The sequence below is a fragment of the Streptococcus constellatus genome (assembly GCF_902167705.1).
Taxonomy (GTDB): Bacteria; Bacillota; Bacilli; order Lactobacillales; family Streptococcaceae; genus Streptococcus; species Streptococcus constellatus_A.
Genome location: NZ_CABHMZ010000007.1, coordinates 1 through 17,437, shown reverse-complemented (window position 1 = coordinate 17,437; position 17,437 = coordinate 1). Strand labels below are relative to the sequence as shown.

General features: G+C 37.8%; 13 protein-coding genes. 2 read left to right on the top strand and 11 right to left on the bottom strand.

Features of this window, described 5'->3' with window-relative positions; translation table 11 throughout:
• Positions 1–76 precede the first annotated feature (76 nt).
• The 4 genes from FQ204_RS01990 to FQ204_RS01975 form a co-directional block, all read right to left on the bottom strand.
• Complete coding sequence (locus FQ204_RS01990) at positions 77–1,306, bottom strand: tetratricopeptide repeat protein (protein WP_144208407.1); 1,230 nt, start codon at positions 1,304–1,306, stop codon at positions 77–79.
• Complete coding sequence (locus FQ204_RS01985) at positions 1,293–2,471, bottom strand: AI-2E family transporter (protein ID WP_144207943.1); 1,179 nt, start codon at positions 2,469–2,471, stop codon at positions 1,293–1,295. The genes FQ204_RS01990 and FQ204_RS01985 overlap by 14 nt, the downstream gene beginning before the upstream one ends.
• 428 nt (positions 2,472–2,899) lie before the next feature.
• Positions 2,900–4,276: a sensor histidine kinase gene (locus FQ204_RS01980; RefSeq protein WP_144207940.1), complete on the bottom strand. Its 1,377-nt coding sequence runs from the start codon at positions 4,274–4,276 to the stop codon at positions 2,900–2,902.
• Entirely contained in the window at positions 4,273–4,929 is a 657-nt protein-coding gene (locus FQ204_RS01975; protein ID WP_144207937.1) for a response regulator transcription factor, read from the bottom strand. Before FQ204_RS01975 ends, FQ204_RS01980 begins: the two co-directional genes overlap by 4 nt.
• A 413-nt stretch (positions 4,930–5,342) precedes the next feature.
• On the opposite strand from FQ204_RS01975, the gene FQ204_RS01970 reads away from it, so the two are divergent.
• The gene (locus tag FQ204_RS01970) at positions 5,343–6,356 is read left to right on the top strand and encodes a lactonase family protein (protein WP_144207935.1); all 1,014 of its coding nucleotides are present in this window, start codon (positions 5,343–5,345) and stop codon (positions 6,354–6,356) included.
• A gap of 374 nt (positions 6,357–6,730) precedes the next feature.
• Here FQ204_RS01970 and ezrA read toward each other — a convergent pair whose 3' ends face one another.
• The 7 genes from ezrA to FQ204_RS01935 all read right to left on the bottom strand — a co-directional run bounded on the left by ezrA (position 6,731) and on the right by FQ204_RS01935 (position 16,584).
• Positions 6,731–8,455 (bottom strand): septation ring formation regulator EzrA, encoded by a 1,725-nt coding sequence (gene ezrA, locus FQ204_RS01965; RefSeq protein WP_144207931.1) that lies wholly within the window; start codon positions 8,453–8,455, stop codon positions 6,731–6,733.
• Positions 8,456–8,542: 87 nt separating this feature from the next.
• Entirely contained in the window at positions 8,543–10,489 is a 1,947-nt protein-coding gene (gyrB, locus tag FQ204_RS01960; protein WP_144207927.1) for a DNA topoisomerase (ATP-hydrolyzing) subunit B, read from the bottom strand.
• Positions 10,490–10,501: 12 nt separating this feature from the next.
• Positions 10,502–11,065 carry an HAD-IA family hydrolase gene (locus FQ204_RS01955; protein ID WP_144207924.1) on the bottom strand — a complete coding sequence of 188 codons (564 nt, stop codon included), beginning with the start codon at positions 11,063–11,065 and terminating at the stop codon, positions 10,502–10,504.
• Positions 11,066–11,193: 128 nt separating this feature from the next.
• The gene (locus FQ204_RS01950; protein WP_144207921.1) at positions 11,194–11,742 is read right to left on the bottom strand and encodes a DJ-1 family glyoxalase III; all 549 of its coding nucleotides are present in this window, start codon (positions 11,740–11,742) and stop codon (positions 11,194–11,196) included.
• Positions 11,743–11,754: 12 nt separating this feature from the next.
• Positions 11,755–12,987: an FtsW/RodA/SpoVE family cell cycle protein gene (locus tag FQ204_RS01945; protein ID WP_144207918.1), complete on the bottom strand. Its 1,233-nt coding sequence runs from the start codon at positions 12,985–12,987 to the stop codon at positions 11,755–11,757.
• A 36-nt stretch (positions 12,988–13,023) separates the two neighbouring features.
• On the bottom strand, positions 13,024–14,004 hold the full coding sequence (locus FQ204_RS01940) for a YeiH family protein (RefSeq protein WP_144207915.1): 981 nt from the start codon (positions 14,002–14,004) through the stop codon (positions 13,024–13,026).
• Between the two features lie 120 nt (positions 14,005–14,124).
• Positions 14,125–16,584 carry a bifunctional DnaQ family exonuclease/ATP-dependent helicase gene (locus FQ204_RS01935; RefSeq protein ID WP_144207912.1) on the bottom strand — a complete coding sequence of 820 codons (2,460 nt, stop codon included), beginning with the start codon at positions 16,582–16,584 and terminating at the stop codon, positions 14,125–14,127.
• A gap of 131 nt (positions 16,585–16,715) precedes the next feature.
• On the opposite strand from FQ204_RS01935, the gene FQ204_RS01930 reads away from it, so the two are divergent.
• Positions 16,716–17,351, top strand: coding sequence for an MBL fold metallo-hydrolase (locus FQ204_RS01930; RefSeq protein ID WP_144207909.1), 636 nt, complete (start codon positions 16,716–16,718; stop codon positions 17,349–17,351).
• The last annotated feature ends 86 nt before the right edge of the window (positions 17,352–17,437 follow it).

Sequence of the window (17,437 nt, the reverse complement as noted above, 5' to 3'; positions counted from 1 at the left end):
CGTCCTTCCTGAATATCACGCTCATCATTATATCATAATTCCTATGTGGCTTATAGGATTGTGCTTGTTACTCTTTTTACAAACTATCATACAATTCCTGCATGATACCGTCATCTGGAACGAGGCGAAGATACTGCTCTGCTTGACGTTTTGCTTCTTCAAATTCACCCATTTCACGAAGCAAATAGATATATTGCTCTAAAAATTCTGGATTTTCCTTTAAATCCGAGAGCAAGAGACGATAGCGCTCCAGAGCTGCTGTTGTATGCTCCAAAGCCTGATAGGCACGCGCAATATTCCATTTAGTCAGAACATTGTCTACATCTCGCTCTTCAAAGTCCAGAACTTCTTCAAAACGCTCTTGCTGCACATAAAGATTTGTCAAACGCAGTACGATTTCTTCTTCATCTTCAGCATTCTCTTGCGCTTGCAGCAAATATTCTTCTGCCTTTTGCTCATCGTGCAACTCATAAGAAAGCTGCGAAGCTAGCAGCAAAAGACGTATATCAAATGGATTTTTCGACAAGCCCTGCTGCGTAAGGCGCAATGCCTCTTCTGCCTGATGTTCTGCATGAAGCGACAAAGCATAACCATACTCATAACCTTCAAATTCCGGCGAAATCGCATCAATTTGCTTAAAGTATAGATTGGCTTTTTGATATTCTTTCTGGTCATACAAAATAGTCGCTAATTCAAAGGCTACAGCATCATCATATTCTATCTCTAAAGCCTTTTCTAAAAACTCAATCGCTGCTTCAAATTTCCCCAAACTTGCATAGGAAACGCCAATCCGCTGATAAGTAGAAACACCCGTCTGCTCATAAATCATGCGATTGTCTAAACTAGCATACTCTTTAATAGCTTGATTAAAATTTCCCAATTCAAAATCTATTTCAGCCAAACCAAAAGTCACTAATGGCTCGTCAGACAATTGCTTTGCCTCAGCTAATTTTTCCCTTGCAACATCTGGTAAACCTTCCATTTGGTAAAGATCGGCTTTAACCAAGAGTGCTGTCACATACCAATCACTATCAGAAGTAATTTCCTCCAGATAAGCAAACGCCTCTTCCGCTTGTCCATCTTCACTAGCAATCTGCGCCAAACTAATATAGGCTTCTGGATAGTGAGGAGCCAATTTTTCATAAATTCGCTTCGCTTGAGGGAAAAAGCCGATACTTTCTAAGTAGTCGGCTAATTCAAGTAATTCTTCTTCTGTATCATTTGTTAGAGTTCTTTCAAAATATTTATTGGCATGCGCCAAATCCTGCTTTTGCAAAGAAGCAACCATTTTCTCACTGTTGTTCAATTTCTTCTCCTGTTTCATCTACTAATTCTTCTTCATACAAGCCGCTGACTTTCTTATACCAATTAAAAATAGCAGCAATTACAACTTTTGCAGATGCATAAACGGGAATTCCCAGCAAAACACCCCAGATACCAAACATAGATCCCGCTGTCAAAAGGACAAAAAGGACATTGATTGGGTGGATATTCAATTGGCTACCGAGAATCAATGGTGACACAAACCTTCCTTCAATAGTTTGCTCTACAATAAAGACCACGATGACTTTCAAGAGCATAATTGGCCCAGCAATCAAACCTAAAACAAGAGCCGGCAACATAGCCAAAAAACTTCCCAAATAAGGAATCAAATTTAAAATCCCTGCCGTCACCCCAAGCGTTACTGCATAACGAAGACCGATTATCTTAAAGAAAAGGATAAACATCATCGCTACGATAATCGCAACGGTCACTTGACCACGAACATAGTTAGCAAGCTGTGTATTGACGTCTGTCAAAATTTGCCCAACAGGCTCACGAAACTTAGTTGGCATGAATTTTGTCAAATAAGATTTCAAATTTTTCCCATCTCGCAAAAGGTAAAAAAGGATAAAAGGCATGATGATAATGGCTACAATCACTTGCGAAGCCGTACTAATCAATGTGCTTACCCAATTCACTGCTTTCGATGAAAAATTACTTGCCCAAGTCGTCACTTGAGCTGAAAAATTATTCACAATCTCTTCTAATTGAGGTTTGACATCATCAGAAATTCGATTTTCCAAAAAATCCTGAATTATTTTATTCGACTTTTGCAAATTAGCTGGTAAATTCTTTGCAAAACTAACTATCTGATGTTGCAAACTTGGAATTGCCACAGCCAATCCCCAAATCAAGAGCAAAGCAATCAAAATAAAAACAGTCGTAATCGCGACCACGCGATTGATTTTATGCTTTTCCATAAAATCCACAATCGGATTTAATAGATAATACAAAAGCCCTGCTAAAATAACCGGTAGCATAATAACCCCGATAAATTCTAGAACAGGAATGAAAATGAAACTAATTTTGCTTAATACAAAAATATTCAATCCCAACAATAATGTTACCAAAAAAACGGTGATTGCTTTATTGTCTAAAAACCACCGAAAAAACCATGATAGACTAAAATCCTTCTTTTTATGTTCCATACAGACATCCTTTTCTTTATTTATCTCATTGTAGCATTTTTCACTGAAAATTTCTTGAAGAAAGAGTGACCCTTTGTGAATTTCCTCCTTGCGCCCGAGTCAAATATAAAAAGCGAGGCTAGGACAAACATTCCCAACCTCAAAGCATACTATTGTAATAAACCAACGACGCAATAGCTGATTACTCATGTGGTTGCGGATAGAGCTTGCGAAGCAAGTCACTTATCTGACATGATAACCAAAGCTATCAATGCTGGTAGCGGATAGAGCTTGCAAGGCGGTTCGCTTTTCAAGACTGGAAGAGAACTTTTAACGAAAACTTCGTTTTCTTCATTCACCACCTCAACAGTCTAAAAAACGGTTAGCAACTTTGCGAGAAGAAAAAGAACTAAATTTTTATTTCATTTAGTTCTGTTCCACTCCCACTTTTAGCCTTCTTCATCTGAGAAAAAAATTGTAAAACGCATTCGTTTACCATCAACTGACTCGAAGCGATAACGCAAGTTGTGTTTCTCCAAAATTTGTTGAACAATAAAGAGTCCCAGACCTGTTCCACCGTCTTTACGATTGCGACTGTAATCTGGACGGTAAAATGGTTGAAAGATTTGCTGGATTTGCTGTTCATCCAATACATGTTCCGCATCATTTTCAATCATTAACTGACCATTTTGAATCGTTAAAAGAATTTCCCCACCAGCTAATGCATAATGAAAAGCATTGTCCAATAAATTTTTAATCGCTTTTAGCAAATAAGTCTTGTTGCCATGAACCTGAAATTCTGCTAAACTCACCGTAAATCTGTAGCCTTTCATATCAGCCAACATCTTATAAGTACTTAAATTTTCCTCCAAAAGCTGCTTGAGTGAAAAGTCCTCTTCCTCAGCTTCTATTCGCATTTCAATCTTAGAAATTGCCAAAATGGATTGCACAAGTTTAGATTGTTCTTCTAAAATTTCACGGCATTTTTGGAGGTATTTATCTTTATCCTTGAAGTCGCCAACTCCATAGATCATTCCATCAACAATCCCCATCATGCTCGTGATAGGTGTTTTCAGCTCATGAGAAGTCATGCGAAGAAACTCTGCTTTCTCACGCTCGCTTTCAGCCACTTTTTCATTTTCCAGCCGCAAAGCTTCAATGCTTGTCAAAAGATTTTGATAAAGACTGTTAATATCTTGAGCGAGATTAGAAATTTCATCACGTCCTTTGACAGGACAAATTACATCTGGAGAAAGAGTTGCCATCTTGCGCGTACTCTCTGAAATATCTGTAATGCGTTTGGTTGCAAATCGACTGTAAAGAAAAGCCGCCATACCACCTAAGGCTAAAGAAAAGAATAAAATATAGGGATAGAGACTTAACAGCACATAATTAGCATCTGATATTGGTTGAAGAGAATATTCCCCACGTAAGATCAATGCCGTACCTTCCGCTGTTCTTATCGTCCGACTCATGCTTTTAGTTTGGTTATTCAAGCTCATGTCCGAAGGCAAAATCGTTAGCTGAAATTCTACTCTTCCGTTAGCTAGATCAATGTTCGGATAAATGAGCTTCCCATTTTTATCTAATACACTAAACCAAACTCGTGTATTTTTTCGATTGTAGTCACTCAAAAGCTTTCCTATGTCATCTGACGGCTTTCCTTGAACCTGCTGAGCAATTTGAAGAAACTCACTTTTTGCCTCTCGATGCTTGACTTGCTCATAATAAACAGGCATCACAAAATAAAGTGTTGCTAGAACCGTTGTTACGACAATAAAAATAATCGTTCCTGTCAAAAGGAAATGCTTTTTAGCAATTCTCACTCTTCTTCGTCCCCAAGTTGATAACCCATACCGGTAATAGTTTTAAGAGGAATTCCGGGAATTTTTTTCCGAATATTTTTCACATGGTTGTCCAAAACACGACTATCCAATTCACTATAGCCCCAGATTGTATTCATCAATTGATCTCGCGTCACCAAATGATTCTTTCTTTTAGCTAGAGCTTGGATAATTTCATATTCTTTCTTTGTTGGAGACATTTTTTCTTCTTGCCAATAAACTGTACAATCATCAATTGATACACGCAAGTCCCCAACAAGAATTTCAGATTCTGTTACTGTACTACGGAAAATATTTTCAATCCGTTTCATCAAAATAAGTGGTGAAAATGGCTTGGTAACATAGTCGCTAATCAAATGATTAAAACTAACCAATTGAGTATATTCATCATCTAGTGCAGTTAACATCATAATTGGCACCTGCGATGTTTTGCGGATTTCTTTTAACACATCCAGGCCGCTCATCGAAGGTAACATGACATCCAAAATGATGAGGTCAAACGATTTTTCTTCAAAGGCATGCAAAGCTTCTGCACCGTCAAACACAGGTGTCACTTCATAATGGTTTTCTTTTAAAAACTCACAAATCACTTGATTGATGGTAGTGTCATCTTCTACTACTAAAATCTTATGCATTTTTTACTCCTTAAAAATATAAATATAAAACGACTAATAATCCGTGTAAAGATTACTTTTATTATACAACAAAATAGAGAACTTACAAAGATTGAACTTCGTGATATAATACAAAACTTTCTTCAAAAAATCTAAACATTTTTTAGAAGTTAAGACAATGTTCCTTAGTCTCTTCTGATAGCTTAAAAACTTTATAACACAGCCATTTCAACGAACTTCTTTATCATTTAGAAAGCTCTATTCTGCTTCTATAAATCTATTTTATTGTAACAAAGTTATCTGTTCCCTTTCTATCCCGAATCTATTTTTTATCTATTTTTTCAGTCATAAAACCAAAAGACACTTTCATTTGTGAAAACCATTTCATCTCTTTTTGTGTTATAATAAAAGTATCAAATTTTTCGAGGTGAATGATGACTCAAACAGTTTATTTTGGAACTTATACACGTCGTAGCTCTGAAGGAATTTACAAGGCTGATTTTGATACTAGCACAGGTGAACTAGCAAATTTGACACTTGTTGCAAAAGAGCCAAATCCTACTTATTTAGCTTTTGATAAGCAGCATTACCTGTATTCCGTTGGAGCTGAACACGGTGAAGGAGGCATTGCAGCTTTTAATAAAGCCAGACAATTGCTCAATCATGTTGTGGCAGAAGGTGCTCCCCTATGCTATGTAAGTGTAGATGAAGCAAGAAGTCTTGTTTACGGAGCAAACTATCATAAAGGACAAGTCTTGGTTTATAGACGACAAGAAAACGGCAGTTTAAAATTAGTTGATTCTGATGTTCATATCGGCTATGGTCCTCATGAAAATCAAGCGGCTGCTCACGTGCACTTTGCAGATTTAACACCTGATAAGTATCTGGTTACGTGCGATTTAGGAACTGACGAAGTTGTGACATACGAAGTTAGTGATTATGGCCATCTAAATCGATTAGAAACCTATCATGCGACAGCTGGTGCCGGTCCACGTCATATCGTTTTTCACCCTCACCACAAAATTGCATATCTCATTTGTGAATTAAACTCCACTATTGAAGTGTTAATTTATGATGGTGATGGTCAATTTGAACGCCTGCAAATCATCTCCACTTTACCAGAAGATTTTTCAGAATTTAATGGAACAGCTGCTATTCGCCTATCTGCTGACGGTCGTTTTCTTTATGGATCTAACCGCGGGCATAATTCAATCGCTGTTTACAAGGTAGCAGAAGATGGAACTCTTGAACTCGTAGAAATTGTTCCAACTAACGGGAAAAATCCGCGTGATTTTAATATCACGCCAGATCAACAGTACATTATTGCAGTTCATCAGGATTCAGACAATGCGACGGTCTTTAAACGTGACCCAGAAACAGGAAAATTAACAGAATTATCACATGATTTCTTTGTCCCAGAAGGCGTTTGTGTTGCTTTTACTCATTAATCTCTTCTTAAGACACTAATCCCAATCGTCTATGATTGGGATTTTTTGTTGTCTTATATGGTCATCTTCCTAGATTATATCCGTTTGCAAGTAATTGCATTAGGGAGCACGACCGTCTGCTTTCATCTCCAATTTCACGCCGAACATCACAATATTGATATTGATGAAAGGAACATAACAAAAAGGGAGTGGGACAGAACTAAAAATCGAAAATTTTTAGTTCGTATTCCCACCCCCCGCAAGGGTGATTAGGTGCTCTTCCGAGCTTGAACAGCGAATGAAGAGCCCAATCACCTACTGCGTTATTCGTTTATTACTAAATCTGATAGAAGCTGGGACACTTTTTGCCCAGCCTCTTTCTTTATTGTTTTAGTTTAAAATCGGATATTTTCTCGTGTTTTTTCATACGATGTAACAAAACGATTGGTTACACCGGGTTCTACTACATCCAATGCTTGTGAGATTTCTTCAAATGAAGCTTGATAATCAAAATCATTCTCAAAAATTTCTAATGCACGGTTGAAGGCAGTTTGTACCCCTTCATCAAATGAACGATAACGATTTGAATACTGCAATAATTGTTCTGTCAATGTTGCATTTTCAACAATTCGATAGGTTTCATTTTCAAGTTCATTCATATCATTGGTCAAAATTTCCAACATACGATTTACTGATTCAATATTGACACGATACTGTTCTAATTCTGCTACTAAGCTTTCTGTGTTATCACTTGCAGTAAAGAAAGTGGTCAAAAAACTCCGTGGAATACCCGGCAAATTGCGCTTTTCCATATAACGCTTAATCGTATGCAATTTATTGATATAAATATTAACTTTTTGTCGAGCATTGGCATCATCTTTTTCAATTTTAGCCAATTTTTCACTCAGTACCAACTGCTCATCTTCAATTTCTTTCACTCGTTTTTGAATAGTTTCAAGATTTTCTTGAAGAACAGAATAAGCTTGTTTTCTTTCTGAAGAATCTTCAATCGCTTCTAAAACAACATCATCTAAACTAGAAAGTTCACTTTGAAGTCGACGAACATGATTCGTATCGCTTTCCGTTAATAGATATAATTTTGAAAGGCGGGCAATCTCTGTCAAAAGATTTTGATTGTTTTCTTTTGTATGACCCAAATAACCTGGTAAACTATTGACTAATTTGACAACCACTTTATGTGACTTGATTTCACGGTTGAACATGTCATATAAAGCATCCATTTCTTCTTGGATTTGCGTATTTTCATATTGCGCATTATCCAATTCCAAACTGGCAATGTTTTCACTGTTCCGTTTCAAACTAGTATGTAGTTGTTGGAAACGAGATTCAATATCAGTTTCAATGAAGTGATACCCTGACTCCAGTAATTTGCGATGACCAGATTCCAAATCTTCTAATTGCTCTGGCAATTTTTCCACTAATTCTAATACAAGCGTTGGAATTTTTTCAACGATATGCGTCAAAGCAAGGATGTGATCCTCTGTTTTATCCAAAATTTCTGCTGCTTCAACAGGGTCTCCTGATGAATTCAAGGTTACAAATTGAGAGAATTCAGATTGAATTTTTTCTAATTGCTTTTCAATCTCAGGAAGCGCCGAGCCATAACTTTCTGTATCATTCGCAACTGACACTTGCAACTTTTCAAATAAATCCAAAGCATGCAAGACACGACCGCTATTTTTAGACTCTTGCTTTTCTAATTCAGCAAGTGCATTACGGATAGCAGTAATATCTTCTTCAATCAAGTCAATTTGGCTCTCAATTTTATCAATGCCATGCTTTGCTTTTAAAAATCGAAATGAATTATTGTAACCTTCTGTCTCAAAAAGGTTGTTTTCAATATCAGCAAAGGAATTCAAAGAAAGATCAACCCATTTTTGATTCCATTCACGAAAAGCCACTTGACTTTGTCCGATCAAATGCATGTTTTTAACTGCTTCTACTTCATCATTTACAGGAAGATTATAAAGTTCTTCTTTGCGATCTTCTAACTTAGCAAGTAAAGCATCATTTCTTTTTCTTAATAAGACAGCAGCTATATAAGCAACAATTAAGAGAACTGCTATCACTATAATTAGTATGATTAGTCCGTTAGACATGTAAAACTCCTTCAAAATATTACTTGAAAATAATCATGATTATTATATCATAATTTTACTGGTAAATGTGAATTTTTTCAGATTTTTTTAAACGTCTAATGTACTATAAACGGCATTTTCTTCAATAAATTCACGACGGGGTTCTACACGGTCACCCATCAGCATGTCAAAAATCTTATCTGCTTCTGCTGCATCATCTACTGAAACACGCGCCATTAAGCGGTGTTCTGGGTTCATCGTTGTTTCCCAAAGTTGGTGGTCATCCATTTCGCCTAAACCTTTATAACGCTGAATACTTGGTTTGGAACGACCTTCAGAATAACGCTCCAATGCCAACTGTAGCTCCTCTTCTTGATTGGCTCCGGGTTGGATATATTCTTTCACTTCGCTGCCGACTTTCACACCATAAATAGGCGGTTGAGCAATATAGACGTAACCTGCTTCTAAAACAGGCTTCATATAACGATAAATCAACGTCAACAGAAGAGTTCGGATATGTGCTCCATCAACGTCAGCATCGGTCATAATGACTAATTTTTGGTAGCGAGCCTTGCTCACATCAAAATCCGCTCCAAAGCCCGTTCCCATTGCAGTAAAGAGGCTACGAATTTCTTCATTTGCTAAAATTTTATCCATGCTGGCTTTTTCAACATTTAAAATCTTACCTCGAATTGGCAAGATAGCCTGAAACTCCCGATTTCGTCCAGACTTGGCTGAACCACCTGCTGAATCTCCTTCCACGATAAACAATTCTGTTTCATGTGGATCGTTAGAAGAGCAGTCTGCCAATTTACCAGGTAGATTTGAAATTTCAAGACCTGATTTCTTGCGAGTCACTTCACGCGCACGCTTCGCTGCAATCCGAGCTTTGGACGCCAAAATTCCCTTTTCAACGATTTTCTTAGCAACCGCAGGATTTTCCAAAAGGAAATCTGAAAAAGCTTCGCTAAAGAGACGATTGGTTATTTTAACAACTTCGCTATTGCCCAACTTTGTCTTTGTTTGTCCTTCAAATTGAGGATTAGGGTGTTTGACAGAAATGACCGCTGTCAGTCCTTCACGGACATCTTCACCAGTCAGGTTATCTTCATTTTCTTTTAAAAGTTTGTTCTTCTTAGCATAGTCATTGATGACACGTGTGAGTGCCGTACGGAATCCTTGTTCATGAGTTCCACCCTCGTGAGTGTGGATATTATTTGCAAAACTCATAACTGTTTCATGATAGCCTGTTGTATACTGCATAGCTACTTCAACAGTAATATCTTCCATTTCCCCGTCTGTGTAAATCGGATTTTCAAAGATAACATCTTTATTTTCGTTGATGTATTGGACGTAGCTGGCAATCCCACCTTCATAGTGGTAATCTTTTGTTTGTTCTAAACCTTCGCGTTTATCCGTAATAGAAATCCGCAGACCACGATTCAAAAATGCTAGTTCTTGCACCCGTTTATTTAATTTTTCAAAATCAAATTCAACCGTTTCTGTGAAGATTTCTGGGTCTGGTGTAAAATGAACAGTTGTTCCTGTTCGATCTGTTTCACCGATAATCTCTAAATCCGCTACGACATGCCCGCGACGGTATTCTTGAAAATGAATCTGACCGTTCTTGTAAACCCGAACATCAAGCTGAGTAGAAAGAGCATTAACAACGGAAGATCCGACACCATGCAATCCTCCAGACACCTTGTACCCGCCACCGCCGAACTTTCCTCCAGCATGAAGAATGGTAAAGACCGTTTCCACAGCAGGACGACCCGTTTTTTCTTGAATATCCACGGGTATTCCACGACCGTCATCAACAACTGTAATCGAATTGTCTTTTTCTATAAATACTTGAATATGTGTAGCAAAACCAGCTAGTGCCTCATCAATTGAGTTGTCTACGATTTCCCAAACAAGGTGGTGAAGTCCTTCTTTTGAAGTTGAGCCAATATACATTCCCGGACGCATACGGACAGCTTCTAAACCTTCTAGCACCTGAATTTGACTAGCATCATAATCCTGCGCTTGCATTTCTTTATTTTCTTCTGACATACGATTCCTTTTCTATATTTTTATAAATTGCTTGAGATTTTCCATATTATCAAAGAGATAGGTGGCAAAACCAGCCGCTTGACCAGCTTCTGTGTCAATTGAGCGATCTCCAATAACTAAACCGTTCTCAATCTGATACTTATCTTTTAAGTAAAGCATTGACTCAGGATTTGGCTTTCTTTTAAAGCCACTACTAGAAGTCACCACTTCCGTAAAATCCGCCAAAATCTCTGTTTTTTCAAGAATCTCTAAAACCTGATCATTCCGATGAGAAATCAGAAAATTACGCCCTCCTTGTGCAATAATCTTCTTAAGCAACTCCGAGGCTCCCTCAAATAAGACAGGATGTGCTAATTCTCTTGCTTCATTCGCTTTATAAGTTTGTAAAAATACAGGGATGTTGGGCGCAAACTGAGCAATTGCATAGGGGGTGGAAATCTTCAGCGCCTTATAAACATCATCATGGGCAGCTTGAATTCCAAAATCAGCTAATGTTTCTACAAAGGCAGCCGTTGAAGTCTCGTAATTATCGAGGAGAGTCCCCCCTAAATCCCAAATATAATCTTGATAATCCATACCCTTTATTATAACATATTTTTGTAAAAAATGGCGGTAAAAAGGGATAGGAGTGCTTATTTTAGATATGAATTCCCATAAAAAAACTTACTTGGATCATTCCAAATAAGTTTTAGTATCACAGAAGATCAATCGCCATAAACATCATTGTAAAGCATCGCTGTTGCAAGCCGCTCACTATCTCCACCTAACTGATGAACCAACTCATAAGCAAAAGCTAAAGCAGTTGCAGGCCCTCGGCTAGTAATCACTTTCTCGTCAACAACGACGGTTTGTTTGATATAAGTACCAGAGTCAATATCTGATTCGATACCGTCATAGCAGGTAAACTGTTTGTCCTTTAAAACACCTGCACGATTGAGTGCAATCGGTGCTGCGCAAATGGCTGCTATCCACTTACCTTCTTCTTGCATCTTTTGTAGAGCTGACATCAAACGATCATCATCTCGCAAATTTGTCGCCCCAGGCATTCCTCCTGGCAGTACCACCAAGTCATAATCCTCTAACTTTCCAGCCCAAACTTTATCTGCTTGAACTGAAATACCATGAGAACCCGTTACAATCTCTTCAAAGCCAATCATCTCGCAAGTAATGCCAGCACGACGCAGAACATCCACAACCGTCAATGCTTCAATTTCTTCAAAACCATTGGCTAACATAACAGCTACTTTTGTCATACTTCTTCTCCTTTATTTTAATTGTTTTAATACTACTTTTTTACGCCTTGTAGGATAATGTGAGCGTTTTTCATCTGATAGATTATTTTGATAGCTCATAGAAAGCAAGAGTCCTACACCGATTAAATTACTAATAATGGATGATCCACCTTGAGAGATGAATGGAAGTGGAATCCCTGTCAAAGGCAAAATCCCTGTTACTGCTCCGATATTTTCAAAAATATGAAAGAGCAACATCATGATAAAACCAGTTGAAATATATGTATAAAACTGATTATTTGATTTCAGCGTAATTTTTAGCATACGATAAATCAAGAGCAGATACAAGGCAATCACAACTGTTGCGCCGACAAAGCCAAAATCTTCTGCAATAACCGTAAAAATCATATCGCTTTCACGCACAGGAACCAATAGATTGGATACATTAAACCCTTGCCCCAATAGACCACCGCTGCCAATTGCTATTTGACCTTGTGCCTGTTGATAAGTAGTGGTTTGAGCGTAATCAAACGGATTCAACCAAGCCAAAATGCGGTTGATCTGATAAGTTGGCATCCCAATTTGGTGCAAAAAAGCTCGCCCATCTTTTGAAATGAAGATGAGTAAAAAGCCGCCACCTACAACCAGAACGGTCAAAACAACTGGTACAATAATTTTCCAAGATACACCTGATAAAAGGACAATTCCTGAAAAGATTGCGATAAAGACTAAAGCTGTCCCTAAGTCACTCTGCAATGCCAACAAAATCAGAACGGGTAAGGTATAAAGGGCTAGTTCAAAAATCAGGAAGAAGTCCAATTGAACCGTTCGCTCTCTATCTTTATAACGCTGTAAAAAATTAACAACGGCTCGCGACAGCATGAGAATATAAGAAATTTTCATGAATTCAGACGGTTGAAACAAGGTGACATGTCCTATAGTCACCCAGTTTTTCGCCCCTGTCGAAGCAACTAATTCTGAACTATAAAAAATAAGTGGTAGCACCATCAATGCCAATCCGAACACATATAAGTATGGCGTGATTTGCCAAAGAAATTTTGTATTAAATAGCATGATAACCAGACTGATGACTGTTCCCAGAGCAATCCAAGCAATCTGCTGCCCTACAATTGGCCAAACGTTTTTTGGATAATCATGACTAACAGCGATATAAATGGCTACAACGCCGATAAGAAGCAAACAAAATACCGGTAATATTAAACTATAATCCACTCGTGAATCAATCGAGCGTTTTTGATAAGGCATATCTCCTCCAATGTACGTAATAAACATCAAAAGCTTTTATGAGAAAAAGTATTGAATAATCAAGCTAGACACAGCAACTGAAAACCAAGTAAAGGCTCCTGTCAAAAGCGGTGCTGCACCCGCTTTTCTAAATTGCCCTAAGGATACTCTCGCACCAATTCCAGCAAGAGCCATTGCCATGAGCCACTGTGACAAAAACTTCGTTACAGGAACGAGCGAACTTGGAAAAATCCCAACACTAGTAACAATGGACGCCACGACAAACCACAAAATAAACCACGGAAAAATTTTCTTTAAATCGACTTTTTGATGACTGCTTTGTGAGCGTACATATCGAACTCCTGCAAAGATGAGGCAAGCTGGTACAATCATTAAAGCACGACTTAGTTTGACAATCGTTGCCAAATCTCCAGCAGACTGGCTGTAGGTATAGCCTGCCGCTACAACAGACGACATATCATTGATAGCTGTCCCTGCCCAAGTTCCAAACGTTGCATCATTCATGTGCATGAGATGTCCCAAAAAAGGGAAAATAAAGACTGCTAAAATATTAAAGAAGAAAATTGTTGAAATAGATAAAGCAATCTCTTCATCTTTTGCTTCTAAAATCGGCGAAGCTGCTGCAATAGCAGAACCACCGCAAATAGCCGTTCCAAATCCAATTAAAGTGGTTAAAATTTTGCCCATTCCTAACAGACGTCCTACCACATAAGCTGAAAGAAAGGCAATCAAAATAGTCAAAATACTAATTTTCAAAGAGGAGATACCCGTAGCAGAGACACGGCCAATGGACATGCTAAAGCCCAACAAAATAATAGAATATTGTAGCAATTTCTTACCTGAATAAGCTAGACCAGCATGATAAGTCTTCTTTATCTGAAAAAGATTATTGGCTAAAATTCCCAAAAGAATGGCAAAAACACTAGAATCAATCAAGGGGAAGAAATTTCCCAAGACAGTAGCTACTGCTGCTAGTACAAAAGCAAAGCCAATCCCTGGAAGATATTTTTGATACATATCGAACCTTCTTTCTTTGTGTTTCTATTATAACAAAATTTAAAACTAGCAGCGGAGAAAATTACCATTTTTAACAAAAAACTCAGTCCACTTTTGAACTGAGTTTTCTAATGGGCAAAATTACATCGTTTCCTTCCTCAAAAATTGCTCAATTTCTTTTGGAATTTTTTTCATACCGGTGACGGATATTGGAGCAATTTTTTCCAAAGCTGTCTGAATTTGACGTCCGTAACGTTTGGTTAATATGCGATTGTCTAAAATAACGACTGCTGACTGCTGCTCTTGATGTCGAATTGTACGTCCCAAAGCCTGTTTTATCCGTAAAATCGCAACAGGCAAGCTATAATCATAAAAAGGATTCTTACCTTCTTGTCGCAATTTGCGATTGAGCTTCTGCGTAAAGAAATCACTCGGATTGTCAAAAGGGATCCGCGTAATGACTTCAATCATTTGCTTCTGACTAGAAAAATCTGTCCCCTCCCAAAAGCTACCAGATCCTAGTAAAATACTCGTTTCCCCTCTGTCAAAGCGTCGTTTAATATTAGCCGCTTCACCATTCTTGTACTGTGCTAAATGAGGCAGGCGCAAGCGTTCTGAAACAGCTAACAATAACGCCTTCGACGTAAATAAAACGAGAAGTGGAACTTCTTGAGTAGCTAACTTATGAACCCATTTGACAATCAATTCTGCATAAGTATCCACATCCAAGTCTACAACGTTTGGAAAATCCTTATCCAGCCATATTTTCTGCTGATGTTTCTGCTTTTGTGGTAATTGATAAAATGGTGCATTTTCAAAACCAAGTAAATGCGCTAAATGCACTTTTTTACTGATTTCAAGCGTGGCTGAAACGAACAAGACTTGCACTTCTTCAGGCAGCAAGGCTCGAAAATCTAGCACTTCTAGGCAAGCGGCTTCCAACATCGTCACTCGATAGTCATCAAACTGCTCTTCTTTTAACCAGAACTGGTCATATTTTGTAGCAAAAATAGCGTGTAAGTCAGCAAGAGAGCTTTGAGCTAACTCTGACAAATCTTGTCGGAGTTTGAAACAGGTTTCTTTTGTTAACTCATTTTTCTTATAGTGTTGGAATTGTTCCACCGCATGAGCTAGCTCAAATTGAATATCTTCTAATAAACGACGTTTCAAAATGGTATCTGTTGTTTCAAGTTCTGATTGAATCTGCTGCAAGCATTTTGTCATATTGAGCGATTTTCGAGAGAGATTTTCTAAAGCTAAAAACAATTTTTGAGCCTCGTCCACAATCAAAAGTCGATTCTCCACCATAGATTTATCATCTTCTAGCCGCGTCAAAAAATAAGCATGATTGGTCACTAACACACGGCTGCGTTTCGATTTTTCTTGACCTTTTTGCCAAAAATCCGCACCCCAAAAGAGGGACTTTTTACTTAATTTCCCATCATGAAGCACCTGTTGAAAATAGGTCTGATAGCGATGCCGTTGACCAATTTCATCTAAATCACCAGATTCTGTTTCTGTGAGCCAAACTAAAAGCAACATCTTGCAACGATTGACCAAACGATTGTCATCTACCTGCTGCAAACTGTCATAAAAGAAGTCAAGCTTTAAATAATTAGCAGGACTTTTCAAGCTATGAACAGAAGCATGAAAAATTTCTTCTAATTTTTGTCCTTCATTTGCCACAATCTGGTCCTGCAACACTTTCGTAGGAACCGTTACCAGAATTTGCTTACTCGTTTGTGCCAAAGCAGGAAGCAAGTAACCATAGGTCTTGCCTAAACCTGTCTGAGCTTGTAAAAAACTTGGTTGCTGACCTTTCAAAGCCTGTTCCACATCATGTGCAAACTCATCTTGTTCTTTTCGCTCTTCTAAATCCAGCAAATGAATATTATGTTGAAAATTTTGGGACAATTTTCTCGCTTTTTTACTTTTTCTACTTTTTCTAAGAAAAATTCCCTGCCACTTCATCAAATCGTGGCAAGGTATGTCCGACATTTGATGAAAAGCATCTTCTATTGCCAAACGTGATTCATAAATCAAACTATCCGAAAAAGTTAACAAATATTCCACTAATTCTTTTGGAAGTTTTTGAATTTTTTCTTGTATTCTTAAAAATAATGTAGCCGTTGCTGAGGCATCCGCAAGTGCTGTATGCGCATGTTTCAAAGGAATGTCTAACTGTTCACATAATATCCCTAGATTGTATTTTTCAAATGTTGGGAAAAAGACTTGCGCAAGCTCTACCGTATCTACCCTCGGAGTCACTAATTCAAATCCTTCCCAAAAGAGAGCTTCTGCCAGTAGATTGGCATCAAATTTCACATTATGCGCCACAAAAATGGCATCTTCAATCAATTCATAAATCTCACGAGCCACTTGAGAAAAGTCTGGTGCCTTTCTCAATCGCTTATCTGTCAATCCTGTCAATTGGCGAATATGAGGATCTAACTTTTCATGAGGATTCACATCGGTTTCATAAGTTTTGACAATCTGACCATTTTCAATCAGCACAATCCCGACTTGAATAATCTTTGCGTTGCTGCTGGCACTCGTCGCCTCTAAATCCACCACAGCATATTTTCTTTTTTCTTGTGTCATACTAGAAAAATTATACCATAAATCCAACTATTTCGTATCACGTTTGATGTCTCATTTTTTCTCTTGATACAATATTTCTTTTGTGTCATTTTCCATATTTTTTGCTAAACTATGAAGTGAAAGGAGTTCTCATGATAACGATTCATAAAACTTTAAATTCTCAAGCATACGAAAATACTTATTATTTAGAAAATGAGCATCATCTTATCGTAGTTGATCCAGGTAGTGACTGGGATAAAATTGCAGCAAAAATCCAAGAAATCAATAAACCAATTACAGCTGTTTTGCTGACCCATACTCATTACGATCATATTATGAGTGTTGATTTAGTTCGTCAGCAGTTTCACCAGCCTCCTGTTTATGTAGCTGAAAGCGAAGCAACTTGGCTCTACACTCCGGAGTATAATCTATCTGGATTAGCTCGCCATCAAGATATGGATAACATCATTCTCCAACCTGCCGACGTCTTTTTTGACTATCATAGTCCCTATAGTCTAGATGATTTCTATTTTTATGTCGTACCAACACCAGGACATTCAATCGGTGGCGTTTCAATCATCTTTCCGAACGAGCACTTCGTATTAACAGGTGATGCCTTGTTCTGTGAAACAATCGGTCGTACAGACCTCTATACTGGAAACTTGGAGCAGCTCATTACTGGCATCAAAAAAGAATTACTGACCTTACCTAATTATGATGTCTACCCTGGACATGGTCCTCAAACTACCATTGTTCACGAAAAAATGTTTAATCCGTTTTTACAATAGATAAATTGCAAGAATAAGTGCAACATTTACTCTAACTCATCCACTAGAGCTTCATAAGCAGTTCTGTAAGCTAAACATTTTCGTGG

Bases quoted from the DNA above. Each gene is read 5' to 3' on its own strand.
- FQ204_RS01985 (WP_144207943.1), bottom strand. From the start codon at position 2,471: ATGGAACATAAAAAGAAGGATTTTAGTCTATCATGGTTTTTTCGGTGG.
- FQ204_RS01975 (WP_144207937.1), bottom strand. From the start codon at position 4,929: ATGCATAAGATTTTAGTAGTAGAAGATGACACTACCATCAATCAAGTG.
- FQ204_RS01970 (WP_144207935.1), top strand. From the start codon at position 5,343: ATGACTCAAACAGTTTATTTTGGAACTTATACACGTCGTAGCTCTGAA.
- ezrA (WP_144207931.1), bottom strand. From the start codon at position 8,455: ATGTCTAACGGACTAATCATACTAATTATAGTGATAGCAGTTCTCTTA.
- gyrB (WP_144207927.1), bottom strand. From the start codon at position 10,489: ATGTCAGAAGAAAATAAAGAAATGCAAGCGCAGGATTATGATGCTAGT.
- FQ204_RS01955 (WP_144207924.1), bottom strand. From the start codon at position 11,065: ATGGATTATCAAGATTATATTTGGGATTTAGGGGGGACTCTCCTCGAT.
- FQ204_RS01950 (WP_144207921.1), bottom strand. From the start codon at position 11,742: ATGACAAAAGTAGCTGTTATGTTAGCCAATGGTTTTGAAGAAATTGAA.
- FQ204_RS01945 (WP_144207918.1), bottom strand. From the start codon at position 12,987: ATGCCTTATCAAAAACGCTCGATTGATTCACGAGTGGATTATAGTTTA.
- FQ204_RS01940 (WP_144207915.1), bottom strand. From the start codon at position 14,004: ATGTATCAAAAATATCTTCCAGGGATTGGCTTTGCTTTTGTACTAGCA.
- FQ204_RS01935 (WP_144207912.1), bottom strand. From the start codon at position 16,584: ATGACACAAGAAAAAAGAAAATATGCTGTGGTGGATTTAGAGGCGACG.
- FQ204_RS01930 (WP_144207909.1), top strand. From the start codon at position 16,716: ATGATAACGATTCATAAAACTTTAAATTCTCAAGCATACGAAAATACT.